Genomic DNA, 21,433 nt, shown 5'->3' with positions numbered 1-21,433 from the left:
AGATATAGAAATCAATCAACCAAAAACCATAAACTAAGAACTATTTAAGATGTACTTATTAGAAGAGAAAATATATTTCTGGTTGTTATTGGTGATCCCGATACTAATTGTAATATTTATCGGTGTTTTGATATGGAAGAAAACAACACAAAAGCGATTTGCAGATAAGGAACTATTAAAAAAATTGAGTCCAAATCAATCTGTTTTTAAGTCTATATTGAAAATAGTTGTAATCAGTTTGGCTTTTGCTTGTTTTGTGGTAGCCTTGGTAAATCCGAAAATCGGAACGAAGCTCGAAACAGTAAAACGAGAAGGTGTGGATGTGGTCTTTGCCATAGATGTTTCTAAAAGTATGCTTGCCGAGGATATTGCTCCAAATCGAATAGAAAAATCAAAGCAATTAGTCACTCAAATCATTAATAATTTAGCAAGTGATCGAGTAGGTATCATTGCATATGCTGCAAGTGCGTTTCCGCAGTTGCCAATTACAACCGATTATGGTTCTGCAAAGATGTTTTTGCAGTCTATGAATACAGATATGTTATCTTCTCAGGGTACCGCAATTAATGAAGCTATCGAATTAGCAAAGACATATTATAACGACGAAGAACAAACGAATCGGGTTTTATTTATCATTAGTGATGGAGAAGATCATGAAGGAGATGTCGGTTCTATCGCCGAAGATGCAGCTAAAGAAGGAATTAAAATATTTACTATTGGTGTTGGAACAACAAAAGGAGGTCCGATTCCGATAAAACGTAATGGAATCGTTCAGACCTACAAGAAAAATAACCAAGGAGAAACCGTTATTACTAAATTGAATACCACAATTCTACAAGAAATTGCGGAAGAGGCAAACGGAGTATACATCGATGGTACGAATACCAATGAGGTGATAGAAAATGTAACGGAGTTGTTACAGGGAATGGATAAGAAGGAGTTCGAGGCAAAGCAATTTGCAGACTTCAAGGATCAATTTCAGTGGTTTTTGGGAGCTGGATTATTGTTATTATTTTTAGATGTTTTCTTGTTAGAAAGAAAAACATCATGGGTTAAAAGATTAAACCTTTTTAATGAGGAGTAGTTAAAAAATTAGAATACTATGAGAAATTTACTTATCATATTATTATGTTTTCAAATAGGAATTACTTTTTCTCAGGAAGAAGATAGAGCAGAGATTATCGCTGAGGCGGATAGATATGTTGCAAATGGAAATGAAGTATTACAAAAAGATGGTAATTTTCCAAAGGCAGAAGGAGAATATAGAAAGGCAATTTCTAAGAATCCTGTAGATCCGGTTGCCAAATATAATTTGGCTAATGCTTACTATAATACCGAAAAATATGATGAAGCAAATAATCGTTATGTAGAGGCTGCAAAAACTGCAACTACCAAAGAAGAGAAACATAAGGCGTTTCATAACCAGGGAAATACCTTTATGGAGCAAAAGAAATATAAGGAAGCTGTGGAAGCTTATAAAAATGCATTGAGAAACAATCCTAAAGATGATGAAACTCGATATAACCTTGCATTAGCAAAGAAGATGTTAGAAAAGCAGCAGAACGAGGATAAAGGAGGAGACGGAGATAAGGATAATAAAGATCAGAATAAAGACGAGAATAAGGACCAGGAAAACAAGGATAAAAAAGACGGAGAGAATAAAGAAGATAAGAAAGAAGGAGGCGACGAGAAAGATCAAAAAGGAGATGAAGGAGAAGATAAAAAAGATGAGAAAGGAAAGGATGAAGAAGATAAGCAGGATGATCCTAATGAAGAGGGAAAAGAGAAGAAAAAAGATAATAAAGAAGGCGAAGGAAAACCTGAAGAAAAGAAGCAACAACCTCAGCAAGTACAAGGACAATTATCTCCTCAGCAGGTAAAAAGCCTTTTGGAGGCGATGAATAATGAAGAAAGAAAAGTGCAGGATAAGATAAATGCCAAAAAGGCGAAAGGAGCAAAAACAAAAACAGAAAAAGATTGGTAAACTGATGAATATAAGATTAATTTTTGTAGCATTATTTTTAGCAGTTTCCCAGCTAGGTGTGGCTCAGGTGAAGTTCGAGGCCAAAGTGAGCAAGAAAAAGTTGGGTATAAATGAGAGATTGCGCGTAGATTTCGAAATGAATCAGGATGGAGATAATTTTACTCAGCCTAGTTTCAAGGGGTTTACCGTTGTAGGAGGACCAAATCAGTCTATCAGTAACTCTTGGATTAATGGGAAGAGATCATATGCAAAGACATTTAGCTATTTTTTATCACCAACTAAAAGAGGAAACTTTACCATAGGACAAGCAACCATAGAAATAGATGGTCAAATTTATAAAACGCTACCGGTAAAGGTTCAGGTAACTGCAGCCGTAGAAAAACCAAAAGACGGTAATAATGCCGATTACGTAGCAAGTGAAAATTTACATCTGGTAGCTGAGGTTTCTAAAACAAATCCATATCTAAATGAAGCGATTACTGTAGTGTATAAGCTTTATGTGAGTCCAAGAATTCAAATAAGTAATTTAAGAGAAATTGATAATCCAAAGTATAGTGATTTTTGGAGTCAGGCTATAAAAATAGGACAATTAAGAGTCGAACGAGGAGAGTATAAAGGAGAGCCCTATAATTTTGTAGTATGCGGAAAAACAGTGTTGTACCCGCAAAAAACAGGAAAACTAGAGATAGAACCTCTTACCTTATCAATTGCTGTTGATGTTCCTACAAACCGAAGAGATATTTTTGGAGGTAAATTATACTCTACGGTTAACAAAACAGTGGCTGCAGGAACCAGAACTATTAATGTAAAGCCACTTCCGATAGAAGGAAAACCAGATGATTTTTCTGGAGCTGTAGGTTCGTTTGATTTTAAGATAACACCTAATAGAACAGAATTAGATGCAACTGAATCTTTGGAAACCAAAATTCAGGTGTCTGGTAATGGGAATCTTAAATTATTCGATTTACCGAAGTTAAGTGTACCTAATGGTTTAGAACAATATGAACCAGAACATAATGAGAGAGTAAGAACGAATATTACAGGAATGTCCGGTAGTATATCAGACTCATATACATTAGTACCACAGTTCAAAGGAACCTATCCAATTCCACCTGTTTCTTTTTCATATTTTGATTTAAAAACAGAAACCTATAAGCGAATTACTTCTCCAGAGATCGTAATTAATGTAAAAAATGGTCCTGATAGTGGAAGCATTGTAACCAACTCTGAATCTTCAGGAACTACTAAAAAATTGGTAACGCAAACAGGTAGCCAATTTAGATTTTTAAAGTTGGATGCTGATCTGGAACCAATTCAAAAAGAATATTTCTTTAAGTCTACTGGATTTTGGGTAATACTAACAGCACCTTTATTAGCAATTCCATTGTTTATGTTCTTTGGTAAAAAGAGAGAAGAAAGATTGAGTGATGTTAGTGGAAACAGAGTTCGAAAAGCTGATAAATTGGCAAGAAAATATCTTTCTGAAGCGAAAAAGAACCTAGGAAATCAAAAGGATTTTTATATCGCAATGGAACGAGCTCTGCATAACTATCTAAAAGCAAAGCTGAATATACAAACTAGCGAGATGAGTAAAGATCGTATCCAACGATTATTAAAAGAAAGAGATGTAGAGGACGCTACCTCAATAGAGTTTATTGCTTTATTAGAAAGTTGTGAATTTGCAAGATATACACCATCTTCTACTTCAGCAATGCAACAGGATTATGATAAAGCATCTAGAGTGATTGCGGCAATTGATAAACAATTATAAAATATTGATAGTAGTGAAGAATTTAATTATAATAGTTGTTTTTCTAGTGAGTGTTTTGGGCTTAGCACAAAACGATCAATTATTTGAAAAAGGAAATTCCTTTTATAATCAAGAAAAATATCAGGAGGCTATAGATGCTTATTCTGCCATTTTAGAAAGTGGCCAGGAATCAGCTTCACTATATTACAATCTAGCGAATGCTAATTATAAACTGAGTAATATAGGGCAAAGCATTTATTATTATGAGAAGGCATTAGAACTGAAACCGAATGATGAAGACATAAAGAATAACTTGGCTTTTGCCAACAATGCTACCATAGATGCAATCGATGTAATTCCAGAAGGAGTTATTTCGAGAACTATAAACGGTTTTACTAATATGTTTAGTTTTGATTCTTGGGCTTGGATTGCAGTTCTTTGCGTAGTCATTTTTGTAGTATTGTTTTTATTGTATTACACAGCACGTATATCTTCCAAAAAAAGACTTTTCTTCTTAGGTTCGTGGGTGTCATTACTCATAGCAGTTTTTGCTGTGGTTTTTGCTTTTAAACAGTATGGCTACATCACGAATAACCAATATGCCATTATTTTTGCACAAGAAAGTACAGTAAAAAGCGAACCCAACTTAAGAAGTGAAGAGGTTTTTGAACTTCATGAGGGAACCAAAGTAAAAGTTACCGAAACAGTAAATGATTGGAAGAAAATCAAACTTGCTGATGGTAAAATAGGATGGATTCCAGCTACAGATTTAAAAGAGCTTTAAAACTACTTTTGGAATCGTTGAATTTTACCTTTTGTTGCGCTTCTCCATGCCCATTCTAAAGGGCCAAAGTAGAATTTTTGTAACCAGAATTTGCTGATTACGGATTGTATGATGATAAGAGCTACAGCTATGATGACCAGGTATACGGTTTGTAACTTACCGATAAGACCTAATCCCCATCCAAAAAGTAAAAAAGTACCGATTATGGATTGTAACACATAATTGGTAAGTGCCATTCTGCCATAAGATTCGAAAAAAGAGAAAAATCGATTCCATTTTTTGTTTGGGTAGAGTAAAAGAAAACTACAAAGAATAATAGCGGTTAGTGCAATATTAGACCAATCAAAGATATTTATGCCAATGACGTGTAGCCAACTTTTGAAATCTACGGGTTGCGGAGAAATGGCAAATATACCTGCTGTAAGCGCAAGAGCAATAAAGAAAAATATCGAGGCTCGTTTCAGCCATTTTCTAAGTAAGGGTCTTTTCTCTGTCATAGTCTGAAATAGTGCAATTTTACCCAACCATAACCCTATGAGGAAATAACCAAATGTCATATAAAATCTTGCAAATAAACTGATCTGAAAATCCATTTTTTGAAGCATTCCTTGCGTACCGTTAGCTATAAAAACCTCGGTAATACTTCCTTCTTTCAATGTAGCGATATATGCTAAATTAGTTGGACTGTTCCCATCCATAATAGAAGGAAATCCGAAGGCGCTTTCATTTCCTAAGATGGCAAAAGCAATAAATCTTGGAATACTAATTAAAAACAATCCAGATACCAGTAGAATCCATTTATTGGATACGCGATAAAATGGAATTAAAAAAGGAGCTAATAAAGCATATATCGTTAGAATATCACCTTTGTAAAATAATTGATGGATATAGCCTATGATCAGCAATAAAAAAGCTCTCCATAAAAAGCGTAACCCAAAATTTTCATTGCGCTTCGATGCAGAGTTCATCTGGATAAAGAAGCTAAGCCCAAAAAGGATCGAAAACAACGCAAAGAATTTTCCAACAATAAAAAAACCTATGATTCCTCCTAGAACTTGATCAAAAACAGAGTTAGTTACTTCCATAAGGCTTTCTGAAGGAGCGGAAGCTATATATTGCTCATTCATATGAACTAAGCAGACACCAGCCAATGCAAAACCTCGTAAAGCATCGATTACTATTATTCTATTTGAAGTCTTATTTTCCAATAGGAATAAAGTTAGCCTATTGTTACTTTTTATACAATGTAGAGAAAGTTAAAATGTATTAATTATCAAGGATTTATTGGTGAGAATTTGTGCTCTAAAGGTAAATTGTTAATTAATTTTACAATGGATTTAACAGATTTTGAAAGTAATACTATTATTTTTATAATCCATAAAAATTATTTATGCTATTCATAAAAATAAAAATTGCTAAATTTTTGATTATTTCAGGTTTTCTTTTGAATACCTGTAATTATGTTGGCAATTTGTTTGACTTTTATGGAGGAGATAGCGCTGCTATCAGCTATGCAATTGATGATACCGAAGAAAAATCTGAATCCAATGAGAAAGACGGATCTGAGAAAGAAGATCTGAAAGAAAAAGATAAGATTTCTCAGTATGCAGATAGTAAGCATACAGGTATATCCTATTATAGTATAAAATACTACCCAGATCTGATATATGAAAATTTATCAGTATATCTAGAATATACAACTCCACCACCAGAATTGGGGTAATGTAAACCACACACTTAGGTCGAATAAAACGTATTATTTGACTGAGAAAATCAATTTTTCAATTTTTTAAAAAAATGTAACGATTGTTAACTTCGTTACTTATTATGTTATGAGTAATTCAAAATTATTTCAAAGTTTAAAATCAGACATACCAGCTAGTATTGTCGTGTTTTTTGTGGCGCTACCCTTATGTTTGGGTATTGCCTTGGCTAGTGGTGCTCCTTTATTTTCGGGGTTAATTGCCGGAATTGTAGGAGGTATCGTAGTAGGAGCTATTAGTGGTTCTCAAATCGGAGTAAGTGGACCAGCGGCTGGTCTTGCGGCAATCGTTTTTGCAGCTATTGTTTCTCTTGGATTCGAAGATTTTTTAGTAGCTGTTGTATTAGCGGGAGTTATTCAAATTTTATTCGGAGTTTTAAAAGCTGGTGTTATCGGGTACTTTTTTCCTTCTTCGGTGATCAAAGGGATGTTAACAGGTATCGGTATTATCATTTTTCTTAAAGAGATTCCATATTTCTTCGGCTATATTCCACAAAAAGGGGAGGGATTATTCGCACCTATATACAACTCATTACTAAATATCAGTATGGGTGATACACTGATTGCAGTAATAGGTTTAGGTATTTTATTATTATGGCAAAATGTACTATCTAAAAAAGGTAAGATCTTTCAATTGGTACAAGGACCTTTAGTAGCTGTAGTTTTAGGAATCATATTTTATGTAGTCTTTGGAGATTCAGGAAGTTTAGCAATTAGTACAGAAAACCTAGTAAATGTTCCAGTTCCTGCAGATGCAGATTCTTTTTTAGCACAGTTTACCATGCCAAATTGGGAAGTAATTACAAAAACTGAAATTTATGTTACTGCGTTTACTATTGCACTGGTTGCAAGTTTAGAAACCTTGCTTTGTGTAGAAGCAACAGATAAGTTAGATCCACAGAAAAGAGTAACACCAACTAATAGAGAGTTAATTGCGCAAGGAGCAGGTAATGTAATATCTGGATTAATTGGAGGACTTCCAATTACACAGGTAATCGTTCGTAGTTCTGCAAATATTCAGTCTGGTGGTAAATCCAAAATGTCTGCCATTATTCATGGGTTTTTCTTATTGATTTCAGTAATGTTGATTCCAACCTTGCTTAATAAAATTCCACTTTCTGTATTAGCAGCAATTCTACTTTTAGTAGGGTATAAATTAGCAAAACCTTCTACGTTTAAAAACATGTGGACTGCTGGATGGAAGCAATTTGTTCCTTTTATCGTTACAGTAGTATTTATCGTATTTAAAGACCTTTTATGGGGAATAGGAATTGGACTTGCGGTAGGAATTGTAATTACACTTATAAAGAGTTACCAAAACTCTCACTTCCTTCATAAAGAGGAAAGCGAAGGTACCTCTAAAATTAAAATGACCTTGGCAGAAGAGGTTACTTTTTTCAATAAAGCAACGATATTAAAAGAGCTTGATGCTTTACCAAAAAATTCTCATTTAGAATTAGATGTGACGAAAACAACCTATTTAGATCATGATGTGATCGAAATATTGGATGATTTTAAAGAAAAAGCAAAAAACAGAAATATCACAGTAAAGTTAATATCCCAAAGAGGTATAGAGGAAAATCCAGAAAGTTATATTGACTTTTTTAAGTTGAGACCAAAATTGAATTAATAAACTAAAAAAGTAGGAAATAACCTTATTGATGAATGATAAGATCATTGTTATTTTTAGGGAAATTTCTTTTAAACATAAAAAATATTAAAAAAAGAACATATGAAAGCACATACTAAAGATACACAAGCGGCAATAACGCCACAGATAGCATTACAATTGCTTAAAGAGGGAAACCAAAGATTTCAGGAAAAGCATATGGCAGATAGAGATCTTTTGGATCAGGTAAATGATACCAAATCAGGTCAGTTTCCTTTTGCTACTATTCTTAGTTGTATAGATTCTAGAGTGTCTTCTGAGTTGATTTTTGATCAGGGAATAGGAGACATTTTTAGCGCTAGAGTAGCAGGTAATTTCGTAAATGAAGATATTTTAGGAAGTATGGAATTTGCTTGTAAATTGGCAGGTACTAAATTAGTTTTGGTACTTGGTCATACAGCATGCGGAGCGGTAAAAGGAGCTTGTGATGATGCAAAACTAGGAAATCTTACTGCGTTGTTAAGTAAGATTAAACCAGCGGTAGCAGCGGTAACAGAACCTGCAGATCCAGCAGAAAGAACTTCTAAAAATATTGATTTTGTGAATGAAGTTGCAGAGCAAAATGTGAATATGACGATCCAAAACATAAAAAATCAAAGTGAAGTGCTTAAGGAAATGGAAGAAAATGGTGAGATTATGATTATTGGAGGAATGTATGACATTAGCAATGGAAGTGTAACATTTTTCGAAAATTAAATAAGATATAGATCTTCTAATAGAACCGGCATTCGTAAATAAATGCCGGTTTTTTGTTTTATTTTAATAGTTTTACATTAGACATTTAAACTTCTAGGAAATAATATACGTGTAATGAAAGGATTTTTTAGCAATTTTAAAGGAGATGCTTTTGGGGGATTAACTTCTGGTATCGTAGCATTGCCACTGGCTTTAGCATTTGGAGTATCATCTGGATTAGGACCAACAGCGGGATTATACGGAGCTATTTTTATCAGTTTCTTCGCTGCCTTATTCGGAGGAACCAATACGCAAATCTCTGGTCCTACAGCACCAATGACTGCGGTAAGTATGGTGGTGATTGCAGGAATTATTGCAGCTAATGATGGTAGTGTAGAAAAAGCATTACCAGCCATCCTTACGATCTTTTTATTATGCGGATTGATACAAATCTTGTTAGGAGCCATCGGAATTGGGAAATACATTAAATATATTCCATATCCAGTAGTTTCTGGATTTATGACTGCGATTGGAGTGATTATCTTGTTAACCCAAATATTACCATCTGTCGGATATTATCCGAAAGAAGATGTTGAGTTTGTTTCAAAATTCAAAATAGAGGCAGAAGAGGTAATCCTAAAGAACATTTTACAAGAAGAAGCAGGTAAAGGTATTTTAGTGCTAGAAGATTTTAAACAAACCATTACCAAAGCCGAAACAATTTCGGAAGCTGATATCTTAAAAGAATCTCAAACATTAGCAGGAAAAGAAACCTCCGGTGCTTTAGGAGCTATTAAAGCACTACCGAGAGCTTTACAAAATATTAATTGGTTAGAGTTACTATTAGCGCTGGGAACCATTTTTATCATTTATGGTTTTAAACGAATTACAAAAGCGATACCTAGTACATTAGTCGCATTGGTAGTGATGTCAGGAATTGCCTATGGTTTTGGGTTAGATTATCGACCTATAAAGGAGATTCCAAGCGGTTTACCCATTCCAAGATGGGAAATATTTACAGGATTTAGTCTAGCTAGTGTTACACCCTATATTTTTACAGCATTTACATTGGCATTATTAGGAGCGATTGACTCTTTGTTAACCAGTGTGATTGCAGATAATATGACCAAAACCAGACACAAACCTAATAAAGAATTGGTAGGACAAGGTATTGGTAACGCCATAGCATCATTATTTGGAGGTATTCCTGGAGCAGGAGCGACGATACGAACTGTGGTAAATATCAATGCAGGTGGTAAAACCAAATTATCTGGTATGATCGCAGGATTGGTACTATTTGTAGTAATGCTGGGATTAGCACCTGTAGCTTCTAAAATACCTGCTGCTGTACTTGCAGGAATCTTAATTACTGTAGGAATAGGTGTCATGGATTATAAAGGACTAAAAGCAGTACCAAGTATGCCAAAAGACATTAAATTAGGACCTATTAAAGTAAGTTCTGAAGTATTGATCATGTTTGTGGTATTGATCTTATCTACTTTTTGGAATTTGGTGTATGCTGTAGGTATTGGATTGGTGATAGCTTGTTTGATGTTTATGAAAAAAATTGGGGATCTTACAGCAGAACGATCGGATGTAAAACCGCTTAAAGAAGAAGCTTGGAGTGATGAGAAAAACTTTCCGGAGAAGTTGAAAGAAGAGGTATTTATTAAACATCTAAAAGGACCATTATTCTTTGGATCTACCAGTGACTTCCAGAATTTAGCTGCGCAGATTCCAGATACGTCTAAAGTAGTGATCGCACGATTGGCCAAAATGCAGTATATGGATCAGTCTGGTTTGTATACAATGGAAGAAATCATTCTAGGACTCCAGCAAAAAGGAATTAAAGTACTATTTGTAGGCTTGGCAAAGCAACCAAGATATATGATGGAGCATATCGATATTGTGCCTGATTTGGTTCCTGAAAATTATATATTCGAAGACTTTGATTCTTGTTTAGAATACATTCAGAATAATGTGAAGGATACGGTTTAAAAAATTATCCTAAACCTGTGTACTTTCTTCAGAAGTAGTGTTGTTGTCTTTTAGGATATTCGGTAAAATGGCTGGAGCCAAACTTTTTACAGGAGCATACAAAATCGATGCATCTAAGGTTTCCTGCTTGATGATTTTTAAAGATCTGTTGGCAGCGTCGATAAAGATAATGACCACACTGGCGATAAAAGCAAATTTTAATACGCCAAAAGCAGCGCCCAACAACTTATTAAGTATCCCTAAGGAAGCAAAATCAGCAATTTTTGTCAGTAGTTTTCCTGCCAAAGAGATCAGAATGACAACACCAATAAACGTGATCGCAAAGGCGGTTAATTTAAGTGCTCCATCGCTCCAATCCACATATTGTGCTAGATAATCACCTACGTAATAAGAAAAGTGTACAGAAATATAAATACCAGCCACTAGCGCTACTAAGGAGGCTAAGGAAACAAACAGCCCTTTGCTAAACCCTTTGATAAGTCCCCAAAGAAGTAAAATGCCAAGAATAATATCAATATAATTCATCGATGTGGTTTCTTTAGACGAATATACTGTTTTCTATTAAAATTGGTAACAACCATTTTTTGGTATACATCTTTACATAGTTAGTTTTCAAAGTCAAAAGGTATTCGCACGGATTACAAATCCGCTAGATCATAATTTTGTCATTCCGCACTTGATGCGGAATCCATTTACAGAATGTAAGGCCGATGTCATTCGTAACTGATTAGCACTAGTGTGAGTGCATTGAGGTAATTTACACGTATTACAAATCCGCTAGATCACAGTTTTGTCATTCCGCACTTGATGCGGAATTTATTTGCGTAATGTATGGTGTATGACACTCGTCACAGACGAGCGCTAGCGTGAGAACAGATGAACTATAGAAATTGTTGTGAGTAGTTTTATTCAAGTATTCGTTTTTTTAAATCCATTCTTTCATGCAAAATCCTTGTGATTTCTACATAATTTTCGTCCGTAGTTCGATAGAAAATAATATATTGATTTGCTTTTGCTCCATAGAGATTTTTAGTAATTCCCTGGTAGTTTTTTCCTAAATCTGGATTATAAGCTATTTCTTGGCAATTGGAAATCAACATTTCATAATATTTGTCGGCTTGTTGTTCTGACCAAACCTCTAAAGTATAATCCCAAATTTTTGATAAATCCTCAACCGCTTTATTGGTCAGTTTGAATTTAGCCATTCGATTGTTTTCTTGCTTTTAGAGATTTAAGATGGTCTTTGGGGTTAAAATCATGAGCAATTCCACTGTCAATTCCTTCTTGAATTGCATTTTTTAGGGCTACAGCTTTACTTTCCTCTTCTTCTAAAAGTCTTAGTCCTGCACGAATTACTTCACTTACATTTTTAAACCGTCCTTCCTTAATTCTACTCTGAATAAACTGATCAAAATAATTTCCAAGTGATATTGATGTATTTTTACTCATTTTAGCATTATTTATTTCAAAAATACCAAAAATTGGTAAAAAGGGCAAATTTGGTGATTATCCACAACGGTAAATATAACGGACATAGTTGTCCAAAAGGGTAATTATGTTTGTGGGGTAGCGTTTATTTTGTCTACCTTAAAACAGTATGATCATCTTCTATTTTGGAGGCGTGCCTGAACCAATACTAGCTTCTAAAAACCATACTTCCGTATAGCTGCCATTTTCATATTGCTTAGCGATATCACCACCATAAGTTGCTGCACCGGTATGCCAAAGCATATTTTTTTCAGGATCTTTACCATTGGTTTGATTATAAACGCCTTGTTTAAAATAAACCAACTCTCCTTTATAGGCCGTGTCCCGTTCTATTCCGTCTCGCCCTATAGGTACAAACATGTTTTTAACCTGTTCTGGCAAATCTGAGCGTTTTGTATATTCAGACGTAATAAGGTTTTTAGTAAATGTTTTGGTTGTATGGCCATCACTTTTAAACGTAAGATACATAATGCCTTTATATACGTTTACTTCATAACTAATTTTTTCTCCTAATACTATACCATCCTCCGGTTCTGCAGGAAACTCATCTTTTGCTGTTCCCACAACAGACATATCATATCCCCAAACGGCACTAGAATAATCCCATCTTCCTGAGTTGTCATCACCTTCGGTGTTGATTTCATAATTCCAAAAAACGGAGCCTTTCGTATGACCTGGAAATTTCTTGTAAAATATCTTTAAGGGTTCATTTTCATGTCCTTCACCACTATGAATCTGGCCGATCACCGTAGAATAGGAAGCCGCAACTCTAGCATCGCCAGAAGTAGAAACATGCATAACTTTACACGTTCCTGTTAGTTTACCGCCTTCTTCGGGTGTCCATTCTCTTTTTTCCTGTAACTCCGTTCTTGTATTACTAGAGTTTTTAGAAGTGACTCCAGAGTTGGGCGTTTTATAAACAACCCAAGGCCCTGTGCTATCCATAGCAGTATAGAAAAAATCTTTTTCCTCAAACTTATCCAGGTCCTTTACGTGCTTTCCATTTCCAAGTAGTATTTTAAATTTATCCATAAAAGGAATTACATCATTTGGGTATGTGATTTTTTGAGTTGGAGCAGAGGTTTCTTCTTTAGTAGCACTATTACTCGTATTCAGACAACTATTTAGTGAGACGCATCCGGTAAGCATGAAAAAAGCTGTTAGTAGGTTGATGTTTTTTTTATTCATTGTATAAATTTTTTTAAAGTGTACTTTTTTTAAACATAAAGTCTATCGCTATCCCATCGCCAGCGCCAGAATCCTTTCGGGTGCTACACATGCTGAATACCTTATAAAAATCCCATCGCCAGTACCCGAATCCCACTATTTTGTCATTCCGTACTTGATGCGGAATCTATTTAGATCATGTAGGTTTCTGTAACTTATCACTAAAGCACGCTAGCGACCGAATCCTTTCGGGTGCCACGTACGCCGAATAATTTATAAAAATCCAGTGTTGTCTATTTCCAACACAGTATGATCATCTTGAAAGTTTCTAGCACTGCTATATTTCCAATCGATTGGATTGGTAACAAAACCACTTTCTACCGGATTATTATGAATATAATCTATCTTTTGCTTTATGACATCTGGACTCCATAACTCTACAGGTTGATTATGATGCTGCCAAAATTGATATTTGCTAACGTTTGACTGTTTTTTAGCAGCTCGTTCAAACATCCATAACAGCGGTTCTTTTCTGCTTTCTTGAAGATTATTCAATATGGATTCAACAGCTTTATTATACTAATATACAGTTTTCTACCAAAATCCATAACCACCATTTTGTTGGTATGCGTTAGCTCCTGATTTTGTCATTCCGGACACCTCGTGTCTATCAAAATCTTGTTGAAGGTATAGATTGGAATCCATTTATATTAAAATGGCACCTGTCACAGACTAGCATCCGCTAGCCGTGGTTATCCGTATTATTTTTTCAATCTTTGTGTTCTACAATAAAACCATTTTCTGATAATGTAAATGTTCGTTCGTCGAAAATAGATTTCATGATAAGCAAAACTTTATCAACTAAAGTGAATTGCTGTTTTTTACTAGCATCTATTTTAGTTAACTGTGCAGTAATAGTTATTCCGTCTATTTTTGTTGTTTCCTTTGTTTGACGATTGAATAAAACGCCTTGCGCATTTGCGAAACGTTTTGTGATTTTTTCATTCATTTTATTTTGTCGACTTACCTCCTTGCGAAACTTATTGATGTAATCAATTAGCGGGACTTTTTTTTCATTTTGTCCTATAATCAAGAATTTATAAAAATCAAATTCATTTGTAATTGGTATTTCTTGATTGTTACCAATGTCAATTTTTAATATTACAGCTCGTGATACAAATACTTTTGCGTTAATCTCGAAGTTTGCAATGTCCATTTCTTTAGGAGTATTCGGCAAGTCTTTTGTACCTATTTCACGTAGTTCAACTAATCCAATATTTCTATATTTTGCGTATTCTAACGCATCTTTTGTGAATCCGCTCTTGGAAACAATTACACCCTTGTTTATGTTAGTATCCTCAATAGTATCCGATAATTTCATCACAATGTCCTTATTTACTTTTTTATTCCAGTATTTACATTCGATAGCAGTCTTGTATGAATGAATTCCATCAGAGTGTTCAGTTAATACATCAATTTGATGAGTGACACCTGATTTACCAGTCACACGGCAGGTATTTCCATGATCTATTACTTTAACACCTATTTGTTTTCCCAATGTTTCATAGATGTATCTAGTAATTGATTCGTAGGTTTTCCAATCTAAATTGTTAGCTTCTGACATTGAATCTTATTTAATTATACCGGGCCCTTAACCCATGTCCTCAATGCTGACTTCTCTACTAGTTTCAAGATTTGGATCATCATAGACTGCATTATTAGTAATGTTAATAGTTACATTAAGGCGTTCTAGAACATCACTAATTGAGAGCTCAACATTCGGATATACCTCTACTAATACCTCATTTTCGTTTGTGCTTTCCACATTATCCCTACATAAAAGCGAAATACTTACTTCCTCAGTTCCGTAAAGTGAAATTCCTATAATAGAATATCGCTCTCCTAAATTGCATCGCTCTGCTATTTGATTATAGTTAATATTGTAAATATCGGCAGCAGCGTGACCAATTCTATCATTGTATTGTACTGATGGTCTCATAATTGATTGTTTATAATATTTTAGTTAATTATTCTATTTACATTAATTTTGGAGCTTATCATTAATTTCGTTAGCTGAAGAGTAAAAGTGGGTTTTTATGGACAAACGTTTTATTTAAATACAAGTCTTTTTTATGTATTTGCTTTCGTTTAGACAATTAAGCTGTTATTGTTTTATACAATGTTGTATTTTTCACGTAATGTTTTTGTTTTTAATTCTTTTCATTACTTCCTCAATTGAAAAATTTGGAGGTAGTGGTTTGAAATTTTTATTTGAAACAGAGAACTTTTTACGTTGAAATTCTCTCATTTTTGGAATATTCAATTTTGAAACAAGAATTGCATCGTTCGTACCACCTTTTAATCGAAGTAAATCTCTTCTTGCAGTTTCAGCAGGTTGTGTTAACCTAGTATCTCCGAACTGACTTGTGTTGACTTGTGCAACATAGCAATGCAAATCTCTCGCGCTCGACTCAATTATGCTTGAAAAATAAGGAGTGTCTTTATTCCATTCTAAAGCAACCAATAAGTCAATTTTACTTCTAAGTAAACTCCTATGTTCTAAATCTGCTAATTCGAAACAATAAAATACTGAGAAATAAATGTTTTTCCAATTGAAAATATCATACCTACTAATAGCTGGTTTAGGTACAGTTAAATGATTTTGTGAGATTAAGTGTTCTTCAACTGGTGCATAATGGTTTTTTAATCTAAATACTATAGTTGCATCTTTAATACCATTTACTTCAATGGGAATTATAGTTGTAACGAAATTGAAGGCAGTATTACTTGAAATTATATGTTCTAGTCCAGAGATCAAAAGAGTTTGATTTTTTTGTGAATATCGGGCTAAACTAGGAAGCAAGTTTATTGGTATAAAAAACTCAGGGAATAAGACAATATCCGAATTTTCTTTTCTAGCTTGATTTAAAATTAAAGCTAAACGTTGGTATCTTTCAATAGATAGATTAGGTTCATTCCTGACGCCTTTGACAATGTTCGCTTCTATCACTTCTGTATTAGTAAAAGAAATACTAGGTTCCTTGATTTTATCTTTAGAATTAAAGCGAAATTCCTTGATTTGATTTAAGGCTTCTATATTATTGTTTCTATTTACTATATCATAAAAGCTTGATTTTAAACTTTCATCATTTAAGATGTAATGAGGTAAATGATTTGAGTTCCCTTTTAAATAAATATCAAAAGCATAATCTAAATAATATTCTTCCTCTTTAATTTCTTTTTCTGTACCTAATTCTTTTTTAGTTTTTATTTTAGGACCTAGAATATCTATTAAAGGATATCCATTTTTTTCTTTACATTCTGACTTGTCGAATTTAAATAATTCCGTAAAAGTTGAAGCAAAACAGCATTCCCAAAATTTTATTGGTCTCGGAGAATTTTCTATAAGTTTTTCATCTAATTCAAAAGATTTAACATCAAATTGAAGTTTTAGTAAATTACTATATCCTCTTTTAGAATTTTTAGTGTAGTTTAACAATGGAGTGGAAACATATTGATGTCTAATCATATTAGTTTCTCTAAATCTATTTTTCCAAAATGAATTTGATTTTGTGATTTCAGTATTATTTAAATAATAAACTAAAAGAGAATTTGATAGTTCTTTTGTTTTGAAATCAAAGTGACGTTCTACATCTCTACTTTGACTTAAGAACATAGGATTTAATGAAATAGTTAATTCATGAGCACAATCTAAATATTCAGCCATTGAATTTTGAATAATTTTATATTCAACTTTAGTGTTTTCAATAAAATTAATATTCTTTTTTCCAATTTTATCAATTTGTTCTGCGCAATGAATATAAAAATCAATGTATGATTTAGGTTCCTTATTGACTAAAAAATAGGTAAAAATTCTTTCCCATAAACGATAAAATTCTAGACAGGTAGAGCCTTTGAAAAATTTAAGAACTTGATTTTTTTCTTTATCAGAAATACTTCTTTCGTGATTTAAAGAACTGAATATCTGGTTGGAAAGAAATAAAGTTAAACCATATCTATTTTCTTTATAATCTTGTAAGGTCTTAATTTTTCCTTCTGTTCCATTGTAATCTAAATGATACGCACTTGATTCAAATTCTCCTAAAGAATTATCATGACTTGGCAAATCTCTAAACTCACTGGTCCTTTCTTCTAACTCTCTTTTTAATTTGTTTATTACCATATCTGATTCTTCAGAATCAAAATAGTAAAGAAGTGTTTTTTCACTTTGACAGAACAATGATTTCTTGCCATTTATTTTAAAAACTCTTCCTTTAGAATTACTAGAATCTTTCGAAAATGGAGAATCAACTAGGTTTATTAATGGACTAAGATTTGAAATAATATACTTCTCAATTTCATTAAGATTATCTTCTTCGAAGGTTATGTTATAATGAATATTATTTTTTTTATTATGTTTTTCTTTAATCTTTTTCTTGTAATCATTAAATGAAAATTTAAATTCTTCATTTAATTCCTCATTATTAGAATTTGGATTTGGGTCAGCTAGGACCAATAAAATATCATCGACATATCTTCCATAGTAAGCAGGTTTGTATTTCTCTACTATTCTTTTATCAAAATCCTTTAGATAGTCATTAGCAAGAACAAAAGATGATAAAAGACCAATAGGCAAAATAAATTCACGAAGTTCATTTTTTTCGTTACGCTCTATTTCATTGTAGAAGTTATAAGGTTGTTCATAGTGTGCCGAAATTTTCTCGGTATATATATGATGAATTTTTAAAAATAACTTATTTAAATTATTGTGAGATAGATTATGATGCGTTTTATTATCACTGTAAATTAAATCATTTGATATCCTTACTGAGTGGAAATAATCTTTTATATCTATATTGAGAAAAAGAACATCTCTTTTAGTTTTTATTAATTCCTGAGCAATATTTACAGAATCGTCTCTCCATTTTTGGTATTGTTTGAAATAAGGTTTAAATAAACCAGATCCGTGAACAATACTTTTTTTGTCTTTAGTAAGTAATAATCGATTTCCAATACAATTATCTCCAAGTTTAGAGTCAATTTGAACTCCATAATTTATAGTCCAAATAACAGATAATAAGTGTATTTCGATGGGTGCATCTATAAAAGCCGTAAGTCGATGTATAGGATATTCTTTCTGAACTCTTTGATTTGTAATGAAATTATCTGCAATTTCAGTTTTCTCATATCTTTTAGGATAAATATTTGCATCGATTTTATTGAGAAAAAAATCAAAGAAATCCGAAGAGTTATGAAAGTTATTCAATTCATCCGTGAAGATTTGTAGTTTACTATCAATTGATTGAGGTACACCAAAATCATTTTTAAAAATATCTAGTTCATCTCCTATTTGATAAGGTTTTTCACTTCCTCTGAATAATGAATTAAAATCTTTAGTCAAATTTGTTTCAAACTCAACTAATTTTCGTCTTAAAATAATATCTGTATTATCATAATAAATATAGGTTTTTAGTCTCTTATAAGCATCTTTAATATCTCGTAATTCAAATTTCATTTATGTTCTATTTTTTTAATATGAGGTCAATGGTTTCATATAAGAATAGTAGCGACTTTTGAAACGCTAATTTTTTGATTAAACACAGGCCTTTTTATATTTAAATACTTTATTTTTAGCGATTAAACTGCTATTATTTTTATACATTGTTAGCCATTGCTTTTCCATTATTTGCTTAAGGCTTTAATAATTCGTTCTTCGTTGATTATAATATCACGGAACAGAATGTGCGGAAATTTGGGATATTTGGATGTTTTAAAAGCCTCAGAGATGTTTGATAAAGTTGAAGCCGTAATCAATGATAAATTCATTTCTGTATCCATTTCACAATCAGTAACAAAATCATCACTAAATTCTGGTGCAACGAGCAAAATTTTTACAATTCGCAAATCATTTTTCAATGCTACATTTTGATAGGATTTTAACTGTCTAGAAACTGAACTAAATTTATTATAACCTCTTTCCTTACTTGTCTTGCACTCAACGATAATTATTTCGTTGTTATCTAAGTTCAAAAGAATATCCATCATGTCTTTTTTAGTATTTAGTCTGTTTTTAAGTGTATCATCCACATTAAAGCCTAATCCAGTAAAAATGATTTTAGTTAATTCTTCAAATTTTAAACCTAGTTCACTTTCCTTTACAGTTATTCCATTCTCTTTTAGTAAGTTCAGATTCCTAAACGCTACATTCTCGTAATTCTCTAGATAAAGGTTTTCAACATCTTTGTAATGTTCAAGAATATTCAAAATATCATCGCCACGTTGTTTGATACCATTATCCTTTATGAATTTGGTCAAGTCTTGTTTAACAATTAAGTCTAAGATATCTCTTGGTTTGATATTGTAATCAAGTAAAAAATCTGCTTTTAACACAAATTCTTCTTGTAGTTCAAATTGTTCTTTGATCTGTTTATTTAGTTTGGGCAATGATTGGTTTAATTCTGTAAGAAGTTTATCAAATCCATCTAATGAAATTCCAACTTTTTCGTCTCGTTCAACATTTTCAAAATGTTCAATCAAACTACTAATCTTATCTTCAAGTACACTGCCTTTTAGGTTTTGAATATTCAAACCCTTTTCACACAATTCGTTTAATGTTTTTTTCTTTTCGGTTAATGTACTTCCTGATTTGTAAATATTTTCAGAAAGTAAATTTGTAAAAGAAACCCCTTCTTTAATGATTTCCTCTATTTTTTGAGAATAAGATAACTTTCTATCAATATTATGTTCACGACTAATTTGGTTAATAATTGGTTCTCTCAACAGTTTTAAAGTTCTACGGTAGAATTTTTCTGCGACTTCTTTTTGCCTTACTCTGCGTAAAATTCTGACCATTTCATCTGCTACATAGATTGTATTTTCTTTATTTGAGTAAAAAATAACACCTATATTTTTGAGAGCTTTGATTACATCTTGAATATCAAGCTTTTTAATAGGTAAAATGGAATAGTTAATTAACTTTATTTCTTCTTGGGATAGACCTAATTGTTTTGATAGTGTAAGAATTATTGATAATTCGTCTGAAGTTATTTTAGCATCCCTGTTATTTTCAATATCATTATGATAAGCAGTATTCAAACAAGCTTTATAAATTCTGTAGTCTCTCTTTCTAATAGCACTTAATTCTGATTTGTCATTTTCAAAATCAGCATTTAAGGTTTTTATTTTGTTCTTTATGTGTTTAATTTCAGTCTCGTATAAACGTGAGAACCAATCTTGTTTCATAATACAATTTCCATCCCGAATTATTATATCAATGAGAATATCTAATTGTGATGTAATTTCTTGAAACTCACATTTTATATGTTCTTGAAATTCTTCTGAGGTAAGAGAAAAAATTTTTGAAATATTTTGATTATCAACGGATTTTAGTCCTTTGTCTGACGAGCTCAAAATCTTGTCAATCTGTTTTGTGTTTTTCGGACTTTTAGATATTATGTTATCGATAATTTTAATAAATGAATTCTTTTCTATTGAACCGAGTTTATCCAAAATTTTCTCTAATTTCATGTAGTTTAATTTTATAATTAGTGTTTCTTTAGCTTATAACTAACGGAGCTATATATACACTAGTACAGTTATATCAGTTATAACATATACCGGAGTAAACTTACGCTCATTAAACGTCCTAATATAACTAAAAATTCCCCACTTATACAATATTGTTTTTTTACCAACACCCCATACGAGTATGCCCCATACCCCTTAGCGCACTCCTTTTAAGGATCAAATTAATACTTCGAGCTGGTGATTTTAGGGTTGTGAGCCCTTACAAAAGTGCTTCCAGGCCATGATTCAACCTTTTTTTGCTATACAAAAAGCCTTTTATCCCATCCCAAATGGGGTATCGGGCCAAAGAATTCTCCTTTTATGGATTAATTTGATCCTTCGAAATAGTTCAGTAACCCTTCGAAGTAGTTTGGTAAGGGGTAGTAAGGATTAATTAACTAGTAAGAGGTTGTCTTTTAATACCTCGAAGAGCCTTTATAAAGTTAAGAGGGTTTGTGTTCTTTGTCACACTGAGCTTGTCGAAGTGAAATTGAAAACTAAGTTTTTATAGGTCTTCGACAAGCTCCTTTAGATTTGTTTTTTAGATATTTATGAAAGAGAAAGGAAACAAAAGTAACCTATGACAAGGC

General features: G+C 32.6%; 17 protein-coding genes and 1 pseudogene. 8 read left to right on the top strand and 10 right to left on the bottom strand.

The window, feature by feature from the left end; all coding sequences use genetic code 11:
- Positions 1-49: 49 nt before the first annotated feature.
- From Q1A73_RS18990 to Q1A73_RS18975, 4 genes are read left to right on the top strand one after another with little or no spacing between them, the layout of a single operon-like run.
- The gene (locus tag Q1A73_RS18990; protein WP_299608763.1) at positions 50-1,084 is read left to right on the top strand and encodes a VWA domain-containing protein; all 1,035 of its coding nucleotides are present in this window, start codon (positions 50-52) and stop codon (positions 1,082-1,084) included.
- An 18-nt stretch (positions 1,085-1,102) separates the two neighbouring features.
- Positions 1,103-1,984: a tetratricopeptide repeat protein gene (locus Q1A73_RS18985; RefSeq protein ID WP_299608761.1), complete on the top strand. Its 882-nt coding sequence runs from the start codon at positions 1,103-1,105 to the stop codon at positions 1,982-1,984.
- Positions 1,985-1,988: 4 nt separating this feature from the next.
- The gene (locus Q1A73_RS18980) at positions 1,989-3,755 is read left to right on the top strand and encodes a BatD family protein (protein ID WP_299608759.1); all 1,767 of its coding nucleotides are present in this window, start codon (positions 1,989-1,991) and stop codon (positions 3,753-3,755) included.
- 13 nt (positions 3,756-3,768) lie between these two features.
- Entirely contained in the window at positions 3,769-4,518 is a 750-nt protein-coding gene (locus Q1A73_RS18975; protein WP_299608756.1) for a tetratricopeptide repeat protein, read from the top strand.
- A gap of 2 nt (positions 4,519-4,520) precedes the next feature.
- Here the strand turns inward: Q1A73_RS18975 and Q1A73_RS18970 are convergent, their stop codons facing one another.
- A complete protein-coding gene (locus Q1A73_RS18970; RefSeq protein WP_299608753.1) occupies positions 4,521-5,726 on the bottom strand; it encodes a DUF418 domain-containing protein in 1,206 nt (401 codons plus the stop codon).
- Between the two features lie 182 nt (positions 5,727-5,908).
- Between Q1A73_RS18970 and Q1A73_RS18965 the strand changes: the two genes are divergently transcribed.
- From Q1A73_RS18965 to Q1A73_RS18950, 4 genes are all read left to right on the top strand, one after another.
- Positions 5,909-6,241, top strand: coding sequence for a hypothetical protein (locus Q1A73_RS18965; protein ID WP_299608750.1), 333 nt, complete (start codon positions 5,909-5,911; stop codon positions 6,239-6,241).
- Between the two features lie 109 nt (positions 6,242-6,350).
- Positions 6,351-7,910 (top strand): SulP family inorganic anion transporter, encoded by a 1,560-nt coding sequence (locus Q1A73_RS18960; RefSeq protein WP_299608747.1) that lies wholly within the window; start codon positions 6,351-6,353, stop codon positions 7,908-7,910.
- A gap of 102 nt (positions 7,911-8,012) precedes the next feature.
- On the top strand, positions 8,013-8,645 hold the full coding sequence (locus Q1A73_RS18955; RefSeq protein ID WP_299608744.1) for a carbonic anhydrase family protein: 633 nt from the start codon (positions 8,013-8,015) through the stop codon (positions 8,643-8,645).
- Positions 8,646-8,759: 114 nt separating this feature from the next.
- Entirely contained in the window at positions 8,760-10,622 is a 1,863-nt protein-coding gene (locus tag Q1A73_RS18950) for a SulP family inorganic anion transporter (protein ID WP_299608741.1), read from the top strand.
- Positions 10,623-10,631: 9 nt separating this feature from the next.
- Here Q1A73_RS18950 and Q1A73_RS18945 read toward each other — a convergent pair whose 3' ends face one another.
- The 9 genes and pseudogenes from Q1A73_RS18945 to Q1A73_RS18905 all read right to left on the bottom strand — a co-directional run bounded on the left by Q1A73_RS18945 (position 10,632) and on the right by Q1A73_RS18905 (position 20,804).
- Positions 10,632-11,147: a CvpA family protein gene (locus Q1A73_RS18945; protein WP_299608738.1), complete on the bottom strand. Its 516-nt coding sequence runs from the start codon at positions 11,145-11,147 to the stop codon at positions 10,632-10,634.
- A gap of 380 nt (positions 11,148-11,527) precedes the next feature.
- Positions 11,528-11,827, bottom strand: coding sequence for a type II toxin-antitoxin system RelE/ParE family toxin (locus tag Q1A73_RS18940; protein ID WP_299608735.1), 300 nt, complete (start codon positions 11,825-11,827; stop codon positions 11,528-11,530).
- Positions 11,820-12,071, bottom strand: coding sequence for a type II toxin-antitoxin system ParD family antitoxin (locus Q1A73_RS18935; protein ID WP_299608732.1), 252 nt, complete (start codon positions 12,069-12,071; stop codon positions 11,820-11,822). The genes Q1A73_RS18940 and Q1A73_RS18935 overlap by 8 nt, the downstream gene beginning before the upstream one ends.
- Before the next feature lie 159 nt (positions 12,072-12,230).
- The gene (locus Q1A73_RS18930) at positions 12,231-13,298 is read right to left on the bottom strand and encodes a polysaccharide lyase family 7 protein (protein ID WP_299608729.1); all 1,068 of its coding nucleotides are present in this window, start codon (positions 13,296-13,298) and stop codon (positions 12,231-12,233) included.
- 252 nt (positions 13,299-13,550) lie between these two features.
- Positions 13,551-13,850 (bottom strand): annotated as a pseudogene (locus Q1A73_RS18925) (transposase); the annotation flags it as partial.
- Between the two features lie 196 nt (positions 13,851-14,046).
- On the bottom strand, positions 14,047-14,901 hold the full coding sequence (locus tag Q1A73_RS18920; RefSeq protein WP_299608726.1) for a restriction endonuclease: 855 nt from the start codon (positions 14,899-14,901) through the stop codon (positions 14,047-14,049).
- A gap of 27 nt (positions 14,902-14,928) precedes the next feature.
- On the bottom strand, positions 14,929-15,276 hold the full coding sequence (locus Q1A73_RS18915) for a hypothetical protein (protein ID WP_299608723.1): 348 nt from the start codon (positions 15,274-15,276) through the stop codon (positions 14,929-14,931).
- A 192-nt stretch (positions 15,277-15,468) separates the two neighbouring features.
- Positions 15,469-18,792 carry a reverse transcriptase domain-containing protein gene (locus tag Q1A73_RS18910; RefSeq protein ID WP_299608720.1) on the bottom strand — a complete coding sequence of 1,108 codons (3,324 nt, stop codon included), beginning with the start codon at positions 18,790-18,792 and terminating at the stop codon, positions 15,469-15,471.
- A 167-nt stretch (positions 18,793-18,959) separates the two neighbouring features.
- Positions 18,960-20,804 carry a hypothetical protein gene (locus tag Q1A73_RS18905; protein WP_299608717.1) on the bottom strand — a complete coding sequence of 615 codons (1,845 nt, stop codon included), beginning with the start codon at positions 20,802-20,804 and terminating at the stop codon, positions 18,960-18,962.
- Between the last annotated feature and the right edge of the window lie 629 nt (positions 20,805-21,433).

Source organism: uncultured Aquimarina sp. (assembly GCF_947492115.1).
Lineage (GTDB): Bacteria > Bacteroidota > Bacteroidia > Flavobacteriales > Flavobacteriaceae > Aquimarina.
The sequence above is the reverse complement of the archived record's forward strand: the minus strand, read 5'-3'. Positions and strand labels throughout refer to the sequence as shown.